This window comes from Klebsiella sp. CN_Kp075, assembly GCF_040065055.2.
Lineage (GTDB): Bacteria > Pseudomonadota > Gammaproteobacteria > Enterobacterales > Enterobacteriaceae > Klebsiella > Klebsiella aerogenes.
On record NZ_CM198050.1, the window covers coordinates 2,383,329 to 2,399,289 of the forward strand.

15 protein-coding genes are annotated in these 15,961 nt (G+C 54.8%); 7 read left to right on the plus strand and 8 right to left on the minus strand.

The genetic code is table 11. The features are described 5' to 3' along the window. Positions 1 to 270 precede the first annotated feature (270 nt). From hpaX to ABLV78_RS11365, 4 genes are all read left to right on the plus strand, one after another. On the plus strand, positions 271 to 1,653 hold the full coding sequence (gene hpaX / locus ABLV78_RS11350) for a 4-hydroxyphenylacetate permease (protein WP_047048824.1): 1,383 nt from the start codon (positions 271 to 273) through the stop codon (positions 1,651 to 1,653). A 16-nt stretch (positions 1,654 to 1,669) separates the two neighbouring features. Continuing rightward, positions 1,670 to 2,143, plus strand: a complete 474-nt coding sequence (locus ABLV78_RS11355; protein ID WP_047048821.1) for a GNAT family N-acetyltransferase — start codon at positions 1,670 to 1,672, stop codon at positions 2,141 to 2,143. Between the two features lie 104 nt (positions 2,144 to 2,247). Further along, positions 2,248 to 2,523, plus strand: coding sequence for a metal/formaldehyde-sensitive transcriptional repressor (locus ABLV78_RS11360; RefSeq protein WP_015705585.1), 276 nt, complete (start codon positions 2,248 to 2,250; stop codon positions 2,521 to 2,523). A 23-nt stretch (positions 2,524 to 2,546) separates the two neighbouring features. Then, on the plus strand, positions 2,547 to 3,665 hold the full coding sequence (locus tag ABLV78_RS11365) for an S-(hydroxymethyl)glutathione dehydrogenase/class III alcohol dehydrogenase (protein ID WP_045393936.1): 1,119 nt from the start codon (positions 2,547 to 2,549) through the stop codon (positions 3,663 to 3,665). Between the two features lie 56 nt (positions 3,666 to 3,721). On the opposite strand, the gene ABLV78_RS11370 is transcribed toward ABLV78_RS11365, so the two are convergent. From ABLV78_RS11370 to pcaH, 6 genes are all read right to left on the minus strand, one after another. Next, a complete protein-coding gene (locus ABLV78_RS11370; protein WP_047048817.1) occupies positions 3,722 to 4,000 on the minus strand; it encodes a hypothetical protein in 279 nt (92 codons plus the stop codon). A gap of 91 nt (positions 4,001 to 4,091) precedes the next feature. After that, a complete protein-coding gene (locus ABLV78_RS11375; RefSeq protein WP_047048814.1) occupies positions 4,092 to 4,361 on the minus strand; it encodes a hypothetical protein in 270 nt (89 codons plus the stop codon). 128 nt (positions 4,362 to 4,489) lie between these two features. Beyond that, on the minus strand, positions 4,490 to 6,862 hold the full coding sequence (locus ABLV78_RS11380; protein WP_047048811.1) for a glucose/quinate/shikimate family membrane-bound PQQ-dependent dehydrogenase: 2,373 nt from the start codon (positions 6,860 to 6,862) through the stop codon (positions 4,490 to 4,492). A gap of 301 nt (positions 6,863 to 7,163) precedes the next feature. After that, positions 7,164 to 8,087, minus strand: coding sequence for a LysR substrate-binding domain-containing protein (locus tag ABLV78_RS11385; RefSeq protein ID WP_045382604.1), 924 nt, complete (start codon positions 8,085 to 8,087; stop codon positions 7,164 to 7,166). A 178-nt stretch (positions 8,088 to 8,265) separates the two neighbouring features. After that, a complete protein-coding gene (pcaG, locus tag ABLV78_RS11390; protein ID WP_047048808.1) occupies positions 8,266 to 8,886 on the minus strand; it encodes a protocatechuate 3,4-dioxygenase subunit alpha in 621 nt (206 codons plus the stop codon). Beyond that, entirely contained in the window at positions 8,883 to 9,623 is a 741-nt protein-coding gene (pcaH, locus tag ABLV78_RS11395) for a protocatechuate 3,4-dioxygenase subunit beta (protein ID WP_020078656.1), read from the minus strand. The genes pcaG and pcaH overlap by 4 nt, the downstream gene beginning before the upstream one ends. A 236-nt stretch (positions 9,624 to 9,859) precedes the next feature. Here pcaH and hglS point away from each other — a divergent pair, with 236 nt between their 5' ends. After that, complete coding sequence (gene hglS / locus ABLV78_RS11400) at positions 9,860 to 11,203, plus strand: 2-oxoadipate dioxygenase/decarboxylase HglS (RefSeq protein WP_045393952.1); 1,344 nt, start codon at positions 9,860 to 9,862, stop codon at positions 11,201 to 11,203. Positions 11,204 to 11,245: 42 nt separating this feature from the next. Continuing rightward, on the plus strand, positions 11,246 to 12,754 hold the full coding sequence (locus ABLV78_RS11405) for a carboxylesterase/lipase family protein (protein WP_045393954.1): 1,509 nt from the start codon (positions 11,246 to 11,248) through the stop codon (positions 12,752 to 12,754). Here the strand turns inward: ABLV78_RS11405 and ABLV78_RS11410 are convergent. Beyond that, a complete protein-coding gene (locus ABLV78_RS11410) occupies positions 12,693 to 13,589 on the minus strand; it encodes a LysR family transcriptional regulator (protein WP_047048805.1) in 897 nt (298 codons plus the stop codon). The two genes, ABLV78_RS11405 and ABLV78_RS11410, sit on opposite strands and share 62 nt — an antisense overlap. A 172-nt stretch (positions 13,590 to 13,761) precedes the next feature. On the opposite strand from ABLV78_RS11410, the gene ycaC reads away from it, so the two are divergent. Continuing rightward, positions 13,762 to 14,385 carry an isochorismate family cysteine hydrolase YcaC gene (gene ycaC / locus ABLV78_RS11415; protein ID WP_015366381.1) on the plus strand — a complete coding sequence of 208 codons (624 nt, stop codon included), beginning with the start codon at positions 13,762 to 13,764 and terminating at the stop codon, positions 14,383 to 14,385. 50 nt (positions 14,386 to 14,435) lie between these two features. Here the strand turns inward: ycaC and ABLV78_RS11420 are convergent, their stop codons facing one another. After that, on the minus strand, positions 14,436 to 15,782 hold the full coding sequence (locus ABLV78_RS11420; protein ID WP_047048802.1) for an L-cystine transporter: 1,347 nt from the start codon (positions 15,780 to 15,782) through the stop codon (positions 14,436 to 14,438). Positions 15,783 to 15,961 lie beyond the last annotated feature (179 nt).

The window sequence follows — 15,961 nt, forward strand, 5'->3', positions numbered from 1 at the left end:
ACGACTGAACCCGCCGGCCGGCGGGTTTTTTGTTTCCGTCACTCGCCAATAAATGATTCGTGAAATGTTACTTATGCTGCAAATTTGTATCAATTATGTAAATAAAAATGTCTAAACGAAACGAAAGGTTCTATAAGAATCTCAGTGCGGTGGATTGAATCCAGCCGGGAGGTCGTCGAAACGATACCCTGGCACGTTCAGCGGTATCCGCAGCGTCATTGGCTAAAACGCCTGCATTTTCAATACCGATGAGCAAAAGGAAACCCTGACATGACCGATAATATACCGGCCACTTCTCCGCCTGTCGCCGACGCCGGTGGCGCTGAACGCCTGAGCCCGCACGAGCAGGTGGTGATCAATAAATTGTTCCGCCGCTTGATCCCTTTTCTGTTTCTGCTTTTTATCTTTTCGTTTCTTGACCGTATCAATATTGGCTTTGCCGGGCTCACGATGAGCCAGGATTTGGGGCTGAGTAGCACCATGTTCGGCCTCGCGACGACGTTGTTCTACGCGATGTATGTCATCTTTGGTATTCCCAGTAACATCATGCTGGGGATCGTTGGCGCCCGTCGCTGGATTGCCAGCATTATGGTGGTTTGGGGGATTGCATCGACAGCGACCATGTTCGCGACCGGGCCGAATAGCCTGTATCTGCTGCGCATGCTGGTGGGGATTGCCGAAGCCGGTTTTCTTCCGGGGCTTCTGCTCTACTTAACCTACTGGTTTCCGGCCTACTACCGGGCGCGCGCCAATGCGTTGTTTATGATTGCTATGCCGGTGACGATGGCGCTGGGCTCGCTGGTCTCCGGCTATATTCTCAGTATGGATGGTATGCTGGCGCTTAAAGGCTGGCAGTGGTTGTTCCTGCTGGAAGGATTCCCATCGGTGCTGTTGGGGGCGGTGGTCTGGTTCTATCTCGATGATAGCCCGAAAAAGGCCAAATGGCTGAGCGATGAAGACAAACGTTGCCTTAACGAGATGATGGAAAAGGACAAACTACGACTAGTGCAACCGAACGGTAGCGCCAGTCTCAGCGCGCTGCAGCAGGGGAAAGGCAGCCTCTGGCGCGACGTATTCACCCCGGTGGTGTTGATGTATACGCTGGCCTATTTCTTTCTCTGTAATACTTTAAGCGCGCTTAGCGTCTGGACGCCTCTCATTCTCAAAAGCTTTAACCAGGGCAGCAGCAATATCGCCATTGGCCTGCTCAGCGCCGTACCGCATATCTGTACCATTATGGCGATGATCTGGTGGAGCAAACGTTCTGACCGCTTACAGGAACGTAAGCTGCACACGTTATTGCCCTACCTGTTTGCCGCCGCGGGCTGGATGCTGGCGGCGCACGGGTCAAATAGCATCATGCAACTGTTGGGGGTGATTATGGCCTCGGCGGGTGCCTATGCGGCGATGGTGATTTTCTGGACCACGCCGGATCAATCCATCAGCCTGCGCTCGCGAGCGATCGGCATTGCGGTGATTAACGCGACGGGTAATATGGGATCGGCCATGAGTCCGTTATTATTCGGTTGGCTGAAGGATTTAACCGGTAGCTTCAACGCCGGATTTTACCTCGTTGCCGGGTTCCTGGTTTTGGGGGCGCTGGTGGTATCGCGCATCCCGATGAAGGCCAGCCGTCCACGAGCGACGCCATAAAAAAACAGGAGTAGCGATGAGAGTGAGACGCGCGGTACCCGATGAAGCCCCTGCGTTGTGGAATATCCGTAATCAGGCGATTCGCCATGGCTGTCGTCAAAGCTATGGCGCTGAAGTGATTCACGCCTGGACGCCGGAACAGATGCCCGAAGGGTATCGTCACGCCGTTGCCGATAATCCGTTTTATATCGTGGAAAATACGCAGGGCCAACCCGTCGCTACAGGCTATCTCGATATTGAGTCCTTAAGCGTGGAAGCGATCTTTACGCTTCCTGAGTGGGGCGGGCAGGGATGCGCGGATTTGATCATGGGGGCGGTTATTGCCGAAGCCCGCCGACGGGGGCTCGAAACCATTACGCTTGAGGCGACCCCCAATGCGGCGGGCTTTTATCTACGCCATGGCTTTGTTTCTCAAGGTGAAAAATATCATTATTCAAAAATGGCCAACGCCGAGTTACGCTGTATAGCTATGACCCTCACGCTCGATTAACGGTAATCCTGCGCCGCTATGCTATGGTTGTTAGCGGCGTTTCAATTTGCCACTTTAGTCAAATAAATATAGTATACCCCCCTATATGATATGGAGGGCATCTCGTGCCACATTCACCAGAAGACAAGAAGCGTGCGCTTAGCCGCGTACGCCGTATTCGCGGACAGGTTGAGGCGCTGGAACGCGCGCTGGAGTCCGGCGAACCCTGCATGACTATCCTGCAACAGATTGCCTCCATTCGCGGCGCCGCCAACGGTTTGATGGGGGAGCTGGTAGAGATGCATCTGCAGGATGAACTGGTTAGCGGCGATACCACCCCGGACCAACGCGCCGCTCGTATGGCGGAAGTTGGTCACCTGCTACGATCCTATTTAAAATAAAATCACGACGAGGAATGGACAGTATGAAATCACGTGCAGCAGTTGCCTTTGGCCCCGGCCAGCCGTTAAAAATCGTGGAGATTGACGTCGCGCCGCCAAAGAAAGGCGAAGTCCTGGTCAAAATCACCCACACCGGCGTTTGCCACACCGATGCTTTTACTCTCTCTGGCGACGATCCGGAAGGCGTGTTCCCGGCGGTGTTGGGCCATGAAGGCGGCGGTATCGTCGTTGAAGTCGGCGAGGGCGTGACCAGCCTGAAGCCAGGCGATCACGTTATTCCGTTGTATACCGCCGAGTGCGGCGAATGTAAATTCTGCAAGTCTGGCAAAACTAACCTCTGCCAGGCGGTCCGCGCCACCCAGGGGAAAGGTCTGATGCCGGATGGCACCACGCGATTCTCCTATAACGGCGAGCCGATTTATCACTATATGGGCACCAGCACCTTCAGCGAATACACCGTCTGCGCCGAGATTTCTCTGGCAAAAGTAAACCCGCAGGCGCCGCTGGAAAAAGTATGTCTGTTGGGCTGCGGCGTCACCACCGGTATCGGCGCGGTACATAACACGGCGAAGGTGAAAGAGGGCGACAGCGTCGCGGTGTTCGGGCTGGGCGGTATTGGCCTGGCGGTGATTCAGGGAGCGGTGCAGGCGAAGGCCGGACGCATTCTGGCGGTCGACACTAACCCGGATAAATTTACCCTCGCCAAAGAGATGGGCGCCACCGACTTTATCAACCCGAACGACTACGATAAACCGATTCAGGACGTGATTGTCGAGCTAACCGATGGCGGCGTTGATTTCAGTTTTGAATGTATCGGTAACGTCAACGTTATGCGCGCGGCGCTGGAGTGCTGTCATAAAGGTTGGGGTGAGAGCGTTATCATTGGCGTTGCCGGAGCGGGTCAGGAAATTAAAACTCGTCCGTTCCAGTTGGTCACCGGCCGGGTATGGCGTGGTTCCGCCTTCGGCGGCGTGAAAGGGCGTAGCCAGCTGCCGGGGATGGTTGAAGACGCGATGGCGGGTAAGATTCGCCTCGATCCGTTTATCACCCACCGGTTACCGCTCGACCAGATCAACGAAGCCTTCGATCTGATGCATGAAGGTAAATCGATTCGTACGGTTATTCACTTCGGTGATAACTAAGTATCACCGATAGCGAAACCCGGGCCATTTATCGCCCGGGTTGACTTCTGGCTGTGTTAATACTTGCGCCAGTGCTCATAGCCCGATTGCCAACGTCGTTGCTCTCGCCGTTCTCTTTCGCGTTGAATATCTGACTTTTGATCCTCCCAGACTGGACAATCCGGGCCGCTTGCCACTTCGCAGGGGGCAGAGATTTCGTTTAGCGGATTGACCTTTTTTTCTTCCCACAGCGTCGGGTCGCGTAAATCCACTTCTGGCGCTTTCAGCGCCTGGGCTGAGGTGGTTGCGGCTAATAAGAGTGCGCCGATCGGCAGGTGATGGAGGGCTCCTTTCATCTTTTATCCTTGTTATATTGTTATTGATAACTGTTCGCAATAATAACATAACGCAATAAAACATTCTAAAAGCGCAGCCTGTCGAAGAAACTTATAGTGCTGACTCAGGGATCATATTGATCTTAAATTCTCCCGGCATGGTTGATATCGCTTCTACGGTTAAACCGTTTTTATCGGTTCTGCCCTTAAAGACTCTACCGTCTGGTGTGGTGATTTGGTAAGGGAGATAGGGCAGCGGCATACCCGTACGCGGATTCTTCAACACAAAATCGTGGCGATAAAGCTGTGGTGGTTCCTCGTTGGCGCATCCCGTTAGTAACGCAGCCAAAAGCAGCGCGCTTGAGCCTTTCATCAAAGCCATAATGGCTTCCTCCCTGTTTATCCTGCCTGATAAATGAGGTTCCATAGTAACAAAAGCCTGAAGATCGGCGCCTAAATGGAATCTGAAACCGGGGAGATAAAGAAAGGCCCCTGAACGGGGCCCTGGTTTTATTTTTGATCGGGTAAAGCGTAAGCGATGATGTAATCGCCGCGATCGGGAGACTGACGCGCGCCGCCGGCGTTGATAATGATGTACTGCTTACCGGTTTTCGGTGAAACGTAGGTCATTGGGCCGGATTGGCTGCCCACCGGCAGGCGAGATTTCCAAATCTCTTTGCCGTTGGCGGTATCAAAGGCGCGCAGATAGAAATCCTGGGTGCCGGCGAAGAACAGCAGGCCAGACTGGGTAGAAAGCGAAGCTCCCAGCGTTGGCATGCCGATAGGGATCGGCATATGCATGCGGATACCCAACGGACCGGTATCTTCTACCGTACCTACCGGAACCTGCCAGACCAGCTTACCGCTTTTCAGATCGACCGCCGACATGGTGCCGAACGGCGGCTTCTGGCAGGGGATACCTAACGGCGACAGGAAACGCTCACGCATTGCGCCATACGGCGTACCTTCCATCGGTACGATACCCATTTCGATACCGCTGGCATCTTTGGCCACTTTCGCTCGCGGCACCATGTAGTTAGCCAGTCCAAGACGCATGTCGTTGACGAACATCAGGCCGTTATTCGGATCAACCGACACGCTGCCCCAGTTCATTCCGCCAAGCGAGCCCGGATATTGCAAGGAGCGGTCCTCACCCGGCGGAGTAAAGACCCCCTGATGGCGCATCTCTTTGAACTGAATACGGCACAGCAGCAGGTCAACCGGGGTGGCGCCCCACATATCCGATTCTTTCAACGTTTCGTTGCCGATCATCGGCATGCCGACGGAGTACGGTTGCGTCGGCGAGTAGCGTTCACCTTTAACGTTACCAGCCGGGACCGGACGCTCTTCCACTTTAGCGACCGGTTCGCCCGTCGCGCGGTTAAGCATAAAGATCATGCCCTGCTTGCTGGTTTGCACCAGTACCGGCGTCGTACCGCCTTTACCGTCCGGCAGATCGTACAGCAGCGGTTGCGAAGGCAGATCGAAATCCCACAGATCGTGATGGGTAGTCTGGAAATGCCAGCGTACTTTACCGGTGGTCGCATCGACCGCAACGATAGAGGAACTGTATTTATCATCCAGCGCCGTACGTTCGCCGCCGAAGAAGTCTGGCGTGGCGTTTCCGGTTGGCAGATAAATAAGATTCAGTTTGGCATCATAGGACATCGCGGACCAGACATTCGGCGTCCCGCGCGTGTAGGTCTGTCCTTCCGGCGGCACGCCGGTCAGTTGTGGATTGCCCGGATCCCAGGCCCAGGCCAGTTTACCGGTATGCACGTCAAAAGCGCGAACCACGCCCGGCGGTTCACCGGTGGAGTAGTTATCCGCTATACGACCACCAACGACAACAAGGTTACCGGCAACCAGCGGAGTAGAGGTCTGCTGATAATAACCGGGTTTGATTTCCCCCATGCCGACGCTGAGATCGACGGTACCGTGTTCACCAAATGCTTCACAGGCTTTACCGGTATCGGCATCGATTGCGATCAGACGCGCATCGGTAGTTGGCAGGAACAGGCGGCGGGCGCAGGCGGCAGGCTGGGTCCCGGCAACGGCATTAGCCTGTGCCTGGCTATCTTCGTAGTAGCCTAAACCGCGGCAACGTTGCCAGTTCGGCGCCGTCGCTTTTGAGTCATAGCGCCATTTCTCTTTGCCGCTATCGACATCCAGCGCCAGGACTTTGCTATATGGCGTACAAACATAGAGAGTATCGCCAATCTGCAGCGGCGTATTCTGGTCTTCCGCGCCGGAACCGTTACTCTGCGGAATATCGCCGGTATGGGCAATCCAGGCAACCTGTAGCTGGTTGATATTGTTTTTATTGATCTGATCCAACGCGGCGAAGCGGTCGCCGTGAGTGGTATTACCCCAGTGCTCCCAGTTTTTTTGTTCTTCACCCGGTTGTACCGGTTTTACCGGCACGGGTTCGCTGGCGCTGACCAGCGGCTGGGATTTGAACATCCAGCCAAAGCTGACCAGCAGTACCACGGCCAGCACGCCCGCGAGGGTGAAGGCCGCGCCTTTTTTGGCCGGTGCGCTGGAAAGGAAAGGCCAAACAATGGCGCACAGAAAAGCCAGAACGCCAAGCGCGAACAGGCGTGAGAACAGCGGCCAGTAGGTCCAGCCGGCGTCGCTGATAGCCCAAACAATGGAAGCTGCGAAGGCGACGGCATAAAGAATGATGCCGCCGCGACGATTGCGGAAAATAAGCAGGGAGGCGATAACCATCACCAGCCCCATAATGGCGAAATACCAGGTGCCGCCGACGCTTGCCAGTTTGGCGCCTAAAATACCGATTGCCAGACCGATGATTAACATCAGTCCGGCGAGTAGCCACTGCAGGATCCGGGGGAATCCGCGCGGCACGTTGCCCGTAGCCATGTTGTCTCCTTTTACCACCCCTTGCCAGGTGTGTACCAAATGAATCAAGTGCAAATGGAAATTGCTTTTGAGTGAAGCTTATCAAAGCTTCATAAAGGTGATTTCAAAAGATGAATTCATTTCACATGAACCAAATGGTGAAATCATGGCTATGATAAATCTGTTAATGAAATGAGCGCAAATGTTAATGAATGATTTCGCACTAATTGATTAGCACGATGTATATATTAAGGGGGCAGAAGAATGAACGTAACGGTACCGTTACCCCGTTGTATTCGCTCGGGGTAACGACCATGAATAATCAGGCAGGCATGGATTTGCGTATCGCGCTGAGTAGAGTTTGCGCCCCCTGTGACAAGCTGGCGTCCACTCGGGTAAGAATACCGATCGGCTCGCCGGCGCCTTCGGTGGCGATAGGTAATGAGGTTAACAAACCGCGACGCAGGTCGTCTTTCACCGCGCCGGAAGGGACGAACCAGACATAGTCATAATCGACGGTGAGCTGGCGTGAAAGCGAGGCCGACAGCGTTTCAATACAGCCGGGGGGAATTTTACAGCCCTGGCTTTGCAGCAGCGTTTCCGCATTCTGCCGCGGAATGGTCCCTTTTGGTGAGACCACCACCGGCCATTCCATCACCCGGCTGAGCGTTACCGTCTCCTGCAGCAGCGGGTGGCCGGGGCGGACGACCAGTTTTAGCGATTCAAGAAACAGCAGTTCATAGTTGAGGCCGCTCATCAGTTCCGGATCGGACATGCGCCCAATACCAATATCGACATCGCCGGATTTCAGCCCTGCCAGCAGCATGGTGTTATTCATGGTGGCGACCTGTAAGGTGATGTCTTTTTGCTGTTTGTGAAATTGACCAATCACCGTAGGCAAAATACCGAGCGCTGCGGTTGGCAGGGCGCCAATCCTAACCACATCGCTATTCATGCCTTCTTTACGATTGAGAGCCTGGCCTGCGGTATTGAGAGCATCCAGCACCTTGACCGCATGGGTTAGAAACTGTTCGCCAACCAGCGTCAACTGCGCGCCAAGCCGCCCGCGCTCAAAAAGCCGGGTACCGGTCAACTGCTCAAGTTCGTTGAGGGTTTTTGATAGCGCAGGTTGGCTAAGATTCAGGGTTTCTGCCGCCCGCCCCAGGGTTCCCTGTTGTGCGACGGCGACGAAAGTATGTAAATGGCGCAAGCGAATGCGCTGACTGAAGAGACCATTTTTTTCCATAATCGATGTTAAAAACAGAGCTGTCTCGGTAGCAAGCGAAGTTGTTTAATTTTGATAACTAGTTAGCAAAATATTATTAACATTTGATCTTATTGTCTTACAAGTCATTTCTACCAGAGGTGATAAAAAGCCCCGCACTCGGCGGGGCAGGGAAAAGGGAGTAATTTGGGGGGGGAAATTAAATATCGAAGAACACGGTCTCTTTATCGCCCTGTAAATAAATATCAAAGCGGTACACGACTTCATCTCCACGCACTTCACGTTGCGCGATAAGCGTCTGGCGGCGAACTTCCCATTCAATCAGATTCAGTACCGGATCCTGTTCATTTGCCGCCTGTTCATCAGCGAAATACATCCGCGTATTCAGGCCGATGTTAATACCCCGCGCCACTACCCACAGATTGAGGTGCGGCGCCATAATGCGTCCGTCACGGCCGACGACCGCGCCGGGTTTGATGGTTTGAAAACGCCAGACGCCGGATGCAAAGTCAGAACAAGTACGGCCCCAGCCGCGGAAGTTCGGGTCCAGAGCCTTGTTCTGCTGGCGGTCGTCGGGATGGTTATAACGCCCGTCGGCGTTAGCCTGCCAGAGTTCCAGCAGCACGTCGCGTACCGGGGTTCCGGAACCATCGAAAACCCGCCCTTCAATCGTAATGCGTTGGCCTTTGGTTTCCGCGCTCACTAAGTTGGGGCCAAAGTTTTTCTCAAAAATATGAAACCCTGCAGCGTCCGGCGCCAGACCAATATGCACATAGGGCCCGGCAGTCTGCGAGGCGGTTTCAGCTAAATAGTCTTTCATTGGGCGGCCCCCTGGGTACGATTTTCGAACAGCGTGGCGCGGTGGCCGCGCAGCACAAGGTCAAAACGATAGGCCAGACTGTCGAGCGGCACGGCGGCGTGGGTATCCAACTCGGCAATCAGGGTACGCACGGCATCATCGTTATTGATGGTTCTGACAATCGGACACTGTTTGATAAGCGGATCGCCTTCAAAGTACATTTGCGTAATCAGCCGCTGCGCCCAGGCATCCCCTGAGAGCGAAAAGTGAATATGCGCCGGTCGCCAGTCGCTAACCTGATTACGCCACGGATAGGGGCCGGGTTTGATCGTGCGAAAGCAGTAATAACCATTTTCATCGGTCAGAACCCGTCCGCAGCCGCCGAAGTTGGGGTCAATCGGCGCCAGATACTGGTCTTTCTTATGACGGTAACGGCCGCCGGCATTGGCCTGCCACACTTCGACCAGCGTATTTTTCATTGGCCGGCCAAAGCCGTCGCGCACGTAACCGTGGACGATAATTCGTTCGCCAATCGGCAGGCCGTCTTTGGCGTAGTTGAGAATGAGATCGTTATCCAGCGGGCCAAGGTCGTCGCTGCTGAACACCGGGCCGGTAATCTCAGAAAGTGAATTTTGCAGGGAGATGAGCGCATTGCGCGGCGAGCGTAGCACGCTGGTTTTGTATCCCGGCGCCAGCGCCGGCGGATGGCTATTGTAATCGCGATGTACGACCTCGCGCGGTGACCATTTATTATTCATAGGGTACTCCATCAAACGGAAGAGAGGCATGTTGTTGTAATTTCGCCAGAAACAGTCTCTGTAAATGTTTTGTTAATTTAAAGTGAAATTAAATCTAATTTTTCATAACCCACGGTTATGATTTGTACAGGCGAAACGCGGTAGCAGGTTATCCGCATCACAGTTTGTAAATTCTTCCCGCCACTCTTAACGCGCTTTCCTACACTCCAGGAAGTATTCACTGGAGGTAAGACATCATGGCGAACACCATCACGGCTGATGAGATTCGGGAAAACTTTTCACAGGCTATGTCGGCAATGTACCAGCAGGAAGTTCCGCAGTATGGAACCCTCCTGGAGTTGGTGGCGGATGTGAATCTGGCGGTCCTGGAACACAACCCGAAATTACATGAACAATTGGCTAATGCCGACGAACTGGCACGGCTGAACGTTGAGCGCCACGGCGCGATCCGCGTGGGAACGGCGGAAGAACTGGCGACCCTGCGTCGCATGTTTGCCATTATGGGGATGTATCCCGTTAGCTATTACGATCTGTCGCAGGCTGGGGTACCCGTGCATTCTACCGCCTTTCGCCCGGTCGATGACGCGGCGCTGGCGCGTAACCCGTTTCGTATTTTCACCTCGTTGCTGCGCCTTGAACTGATCGGCAACGAGGCGCTGCGCCAGCGAGCGGCGGATATTCTCGCCCGTCGCGATATCTTTACGCCGCGCTGCCGTGAGCTGATTGCGTTACACGAAGATAGGGGGGAATTCACGGCTGCAGAAGCGCGCGAATTCGTCAACGAAGCGTTGGAAACTTTCCGTTGGCACCGTCATGCCACCGTCGACGAGCAAACCTATCACGCGCTGCATAATGAGCACCGGTTGATTGCCGATGTGGTCTGTTTCCCCGGTTGCCACATTAACCATCTGACGCCGCGCACTCTCGATATCGATCGGGTTCAGGCGTTGATGCCGCAGTGCGGTATCGAACCGAAAGCGCTCATTGAGGGACCGCCGCGCCGCGAGGTGCCGATTTTACTGCGGCAAACCAGTTTTAAAGCGCTGGAAGAGCCGGTGATGTTCGCCGGCGAACATAAAGGTACGCACAGCGCGCGCTTTGGCGAAATTGAACAACGCGGCGTCGCGTTGACGCCGAAAGGACGAGCGCTGTATGACCGCTTACTGAATGAGGCCGGGGTCGGTAAAGACAATCTTAACCACCAGCGCCATTTGCAGGAGGTCTTTAGCCAGTTTCCTGACAGCGAATTTTTGCTGCGTCAGCAGGGGCTGGCGTGGTTCCGCTATCGCCTGACGCCTGCGGGGGAAGCGCATCGCCATGCTTTTGGCCCCGGCGACGATCCGCAACCGCTGATCGAGCGCGGTTGGGTAGTCGCGCAGCCGATTGTTTATGAAGATTTTTTACCGGTGAGCGCCGCGGGGATTTTCCAATCAAATCTTGGCAACGAAACGCAGGCCCGCAGCCACGGTAACGCCAGCCGTGACGCTTTTGAAGCGGCGTTAGGCTGTGAGGTCCTCGATGAGTTCGAACTATATCAACAGGCGGAGGAACGGAGTAAACGCCGTTGCGGTCTGCTCTAAAATCGGTACTCTGCATGGCATAACTTGCAAAAGGACGTTGTTATGCAGAATTCATCTATGCCGCTAGTAAAAACGCGGCAGGGCACGCTATCCGGCACTAATGAACAGGGGATCCATATCTGGCGCGGTATTCCCTACGCGCAGCCGCCGGTAGGCGAGCTGCGTTGGCGTTCGCCGCAGCCTCCAGAGCGCTGGCAGGGCGTGCGTCAGGCCGATACCTTTGCCGCCGCCAGTTGGCAGGATATCGAATATTGTCGTGAACTGGGCGGCGGCGATCCTGGCCGTTTTTCCGAAGACTGTCTGTATCTCAACGTGTGGGCGCCCGCTGCCCGCTCGCAGCCGCTCCCGGTGATGGTCTGGCTGCACGGCGGCGGCTACACCATCGGCGCCGGCAGCCTGCCTCCCTACGACGGTAGCGCGTTGGCCAGCCGCGAGGTGGTGGTGGTCACCGTCAATTATCGTCTTGGGCATCTCGGCTTTTTCGCTCATCCGGCCCTGGAAGGCGAAGAGGGCGAGCGGTTGTATAATTTTGCGCTGCTCGATCAGATAGCCGCGCTGCGCTGGGTGCAGGATAATATCCACGCCTTCGGCGGCGACGCCGCCAATATCACCTTGTTCGGCGAATCCGCGGGGGCGCGCAGCGTCCTGTCGTTAATGGCGTCGCCGAAAGCGAAAGGATTGTTCCATAAAGCCATCGTGCAAAGCGGTTATACCTTACCGGATTTACCACGGGAAAAGGCGCTGGCGAAGGGAAAGCTGCTGGCGGAACATTTTTCTCTTGCCGATGCCAGCGCGGAACAGCTGCGGGCAATCCCCGCCGATGCCTTTTGGGCGCTGACGGCGCCGCTGAATATCGGCCCGGCGCCGATTGTCGGCGATGCGGTGCTGCCGGAGCCTATGCTCGACACGTTCTTTAAGGGCCGTCAGCATGCGATGCCGGTGATGATTGGCTCCAATAGCGATGAGGCCAGCGTGATGGCGGTATTTGGCGTCGATATTGCCGGCCAAATTCAAAAACTGCGTCGCGAACGCCGTTTTGGCCTTGGGCTTATCAAACTGCTGTATCCTGGCGTCAAAGGGGATGAAGCGTTAGGCAGAGAAGTGTGCCGCGATATGGCGTTCACCACCCTGGGTTACGTGGTAATGCAGGCGCAGCAGCGTGTTGGGCAACCGTGCTGGCGCTACTGGTTTGATTATGTTGCGCAAGCGGAACATGAAACCTATCTCCACGGCGCATGGCATGGCAACGAAGTGGTTTACGTTTTCGACAATCTGACCCGCGCCGAACCGGTGTGTCAGTACGCCAGTGAGGCGGACCGAGCCTTCGCCGCGCAGGTCGCCGACTACTGGGCCAATTTTGCCAGGCTGGCAGGCAATCAGTGTAGTGAGTTAACCGGCCCGGTGCGCTGGCCCGCCTGTTTGCGCGGGCGAGATCGGTTGCTGCGTATCGGTCTTAACAAGCGGGCGGGTTTTAAAGTCGAGAACCGCTTTATGCGCGCGCGGCTGGCGCTGTTTCGCCGGGTGATGAAGCATCATGTGACGCTGGATTAACCAGCGCGGCGCGAAAGCGCGCCAGGCCGTCGGCTTTGCTTTGCGAGCGGCGAACGACCAACCGGTAGCTGGCGCCTGTTTTGACGCTGAGCGAGAAGGGGCGGCATAGTCGCCCGGTACGAAGATCCTCGGCGATTAGCGTCTCGTCCGCCATGGCGACGCCGAGCCCCTGCATCGCTGCGGTGATGGCGAGGTCCATGGTGTCGAAATATTGGTTTTTATGCATTTTTAACGTTGGTTCATGCGGATAGTGCGCCAGCCACAGCAGCCAGTCGGTTTTATCCCGCGTCGGATGTAAAAATGTGATGGCGGAGAGCTGCGTATCGCACGGCGTATCGGGACTGGCCACCGGCGTGAGGGCTTCTTCAAACAGCAGATCGCCGGCGCTCTGATGGGTGCCAAAGATAATCGCCGCATCGTAGGGTTCAGTCTTAAAGTTAACGTTATGCTCGGTGGTGGTGGTCAACGCCACCTGCAGTTCCGGATAACGTCGTTCTATCTCCAGCAGTTTCGGCACCAGCCAGCGGATCGCGCAGGTAGGCGCTTTCAGGCGCACGACAGTTTGCTGCTGGCGCGCCTGCTCGGCTACCGTTAACAGGCGGCCAAATGCCGACTGCAGCTCCGGATAAAGCGCGCTGCCCTGCGGAGATAGCCGCAGCCCGCGGGCGTGGCGTTCAAATAGCGGGAAGCCAAACCAGCTCTCCAGCGCGGCAATCTGCCGGCTGACCGCCCCCTGCGTCAGGCACAGCTCCTGCGCGGCATGGGTTAAGTTGAGATGCCTCGCGGTTATCAGAAACGTTTCTACGGTATGAAAAGGCAGGGCGCTACGCGACATGTTGGCTCCAGCTATGCATTTTGATCATAGGCAGTATGCCACGCATCGTTGCGAAATTGGGACGATGCGTTCCGTTTTTGCCATCTAATCGTCATCCTGTGCTTACACTATTATTAGTCTCGTTGATACAACGTCTCTCACCGATTAGTTGATGTGTATAAAAGGAGCCATCATGTCTAAACCTTACGTTCGTCTGGATAAAAATGATGCGGCAGTATTACTGGTTGACCACCAGACCGGGCTGCTGTCACTGGTTCGTGATATCGAGCCGGATAAATTCAAGAACAATGTCCTGGCCCTCAGCGATCTGGCTAAATACTTTAAACTACCGACTATTCTGACCACCAGTTTTGAGAATGGCCCTAATGGTCCGCTGGTGCCGGAACTGAAAGAACAGTTCCCTGACGCCCCTTATATCGCTCGTCCCGGCAATATTAACGCCTGGGATAACGAAGATTTCGTTAACGCGGTAAAAGCCACCGGTAAGAAACAGCTGATTATTGCCGGTGTCGTCACTGAAGTCTGCGTGGCCTTCCCGGCGCTGTCGGCGATTGAAGAGGGATTCGACGTCTTTGTGGTGACCGATGCGTCCGGTACTTTTAACCCGATCACCCGTGATGCCGCGTGGGATCGTATGTCGCAGGCGGGCGTGCAGTTAATGTCGTGGTTTGGCGTGGCCTGTGAGCTGCACCGCGACTGGCGCAATGATATCGAAGGATTGGGAACCCTGTTCTCCAACCACATTCCGGATTACCGTAACCTGATGACCAGCTTTAACCTGCTGAGCAAGAAATAAGCAGCTGGCGGCCAGTTTTCAGGCCTGGCCGCCGCTTCAATCAGACGGGATTATTCACTCATCGAGGCGACAGGGCGCGACTTTTCACGTTGATTTTTCAATAGCCGCGTCGCCAGTACGCCCGACATCATCGACCCATTCACATTCAGCGCGGTACGCGCCATATCGACAATTGGCTCAATGGCGATAAAAATGCCGACCAGCGCCACCGGGAAGTTGAGCGTAGACAGGACAATCAACGCCGCAAATGTCCCGCCGCCGCCGACGCCTGCGACGCCAATTGAGCCCAGAGCGATAGCCGGAAGTAAGCTTGCTAAAAACGAGAACGACAGTGGGTCGATACCCAGCGTTGGCGCGATCATGGCCACCATGATGGCCGGATAGATCCCGGCGCAGCCGTTTTGCCCCATACTGGAACCAAAGGAGGCGGCAATGTTGGCGATGGTATTCGGCACGCCGAATTTTTCCTGTGCGGTAATCGCTAATGGAATCGAAGCCGCGCTGCTGCGGGAAACAAAGGCGAAGGTAAGCACCGGCCACACCGTTTTAAAGTAGCGCAGAGGATTTTGACCGCTAATAGTCAGCAGAATCGCATGCACGATAAACATCATGGCGACTGCCAGATAACAGGCGGCGATAAAGCCTAGCAGGCTGGTGAATTGCGCTAGCTGATAGGTTGAAAAGACTTTTGCCATCAGTGCGAGGACACCGTATGGCGTCAGCGCTATGACGATACGCACCATCTTCATCACCCAAATTTGAATCGCGTTAATTCCGCTACTTAATTTTTGACCTTCCTCCGGCGCCTCTTTTTTCACCTTTAATAACGCCACGCCGGCCAGCAAGGTAAAGATGACGATGCCGATAACCGATACGCTGCGCGCGCCGGTAAGGTCGAGAAAAATATTTGTCGGGATCAGCGAAGTGACCAGTTGGGGTAGCGAAACGGCTGCGGTTTTGCTGACGTCTTCGGCGGTCAGCGTCGATTGCATATGGCTGAATGCGCTGGCGTCGAGACCGATCAGGTTAGCGGTAAACAGGCCGACCCAACCCGCAATCATTACCAGGCACAGCATGCAGGCGACGATGGTTAAGGACATTCGGCCAATACCGGCGCTATTTTCGAGTTTGTTAATCGCTGACAAAATTGAAATAAAAATCAGCGGTACGGCGACAAGTTTCAGCAAATTAACATAGCCGTTGCCGACGATACTGTACCAGTCAATGACCGTTTTACGTTGTTCGTTGGCAATGAAATGGAGTGATAATCCGAGAAGGGCGCCGAGAAAGATTGCGATAAAAACGCTTTTTGATAACGAGTTGCTTTTTTGGTCGAGTTTAAAAAGTCCCCATGATGCGATTAAAAATAACGCGATATACGCTGACGTAATAAACATATGATTTGCCTCTTGCCCCATTCAGCACCTGAAATGCCGGAAAGAGATATATTCTAAATTTCTCTAAGGCGGTCAGTAGCCTTAGAACCGCTGGGGATTATAAAGAATTGAATAGCATAAGGCATACTAAAATTGTGGTTTATACCCTGAGTGTTAGCCCTGTCATGTTTTAAAGGCGT

What these genes read in the sequence shown, in the direction of transcription:
- hpaX (WP_047048824.1), top strand. Translation starts at nt 271, where the DNA reads ATGACCGATAATATACCGGCCACTTCTCCGCCTGTCGCCGACGCCGGT.
- ABLV78_RS11355 (WP_047048821.1), top strand. Translation starts at nt 1,670, where the DNA reads ATGAGAGTGAGACGCGCGGTACCCGATGAAGCCCCTGCGTTGTGGAAT.
- ABLV78_RS11365 (WP_045393936.1), top strand. Translation starts at nt 2,547, where the DNA reads ATGAAATCACGTGCAGCAGTTGCCTTTGGCCCCGGCCAGCCGTTAAAA.
- ABLV78_RS11370 (WP_047048817.1), bottom strand. Translation starts at nt 4,000, where the DNA reads ATGAAAGGAGCCCTCCATCACCTGCCGATCGGCGCACTCTTATTAGCC.
- ABLV78_RS11375 (WP_047048814.1), bottom strand. Translation starts at nt 4,361, where the DNA reads ATGGCTTTGATGAAAGGCTCAAGCGCGCTGCTTTTGGCTGCGTTACTA.
- ABLV78_RS11380 (WP_047048811.1), bottom strand. Translation starts at nt 6,862, where the DNA reads ATGGCTACGGGCAACGTGCCGCGCGGATTCCCCCGGATCCTGCAGTGG.
- ABLV78_RS11385 (WP_045382604.1), bottom strand. Translation starts at nt 8,087, where the DNA reads ATGGAAAAAAATGGTCTCTTCAGTCAGCGCATTCGCTTGCGCCATTTA.
- pcaG (WP_047048808.1), bottom strand. Translation starts at nt 8,886, where the DNA reads ATGAAAGACTATTTAGCTGAAACCGCCTCGCAGACTGCCGGGCCCTAT.
- pcaH (WP_020078656.1), bottom strand. Translation starts at nt 9,623, where the DNA reads ATGAATAATAAATGGTCACCGCGCGAGGTCGTACATCGCGATTACAAT.
- hglS (WP_045393952.1), top strand. Translation starts at nt 9,860, where the DNA reads ATGGCGAACACCATCACGGCTGATGAGATTCGGGAAAACTTTTCACAG.
- ABLV78_RS11405 (WP_045393954.1), top strand. Translation starts at nt 11,246, where the DNA reads ATGCAGAATTCATCTATGCCGCTAGTAAAAACGCGGCAGGGCACGCTA.
- ABLV78_RS11410 (WP_047048805.1), bottom strand. Translation starts at nt 13,589, where the DNA reads ATGTCGCGTAGCGCCCTGCCTTTTCATACCGTAGAAACGTTTCTGATA.
- ycaC (WP_015366381.1), top strand. Translation starts at nt 13,762, where the DNA reads ATGTCTAAACCTTACGTTCGTCTGGATAAAAATGATGCGGCAGTATTA.
- ABLV78_RS11420 (WP_047048802.1), bottom strand. Translation starts at nt 15,782, where the DNA reads ATGTTTATTACGTCAGCGTATATCGCGTTATTTTTAATCGCATCATGG.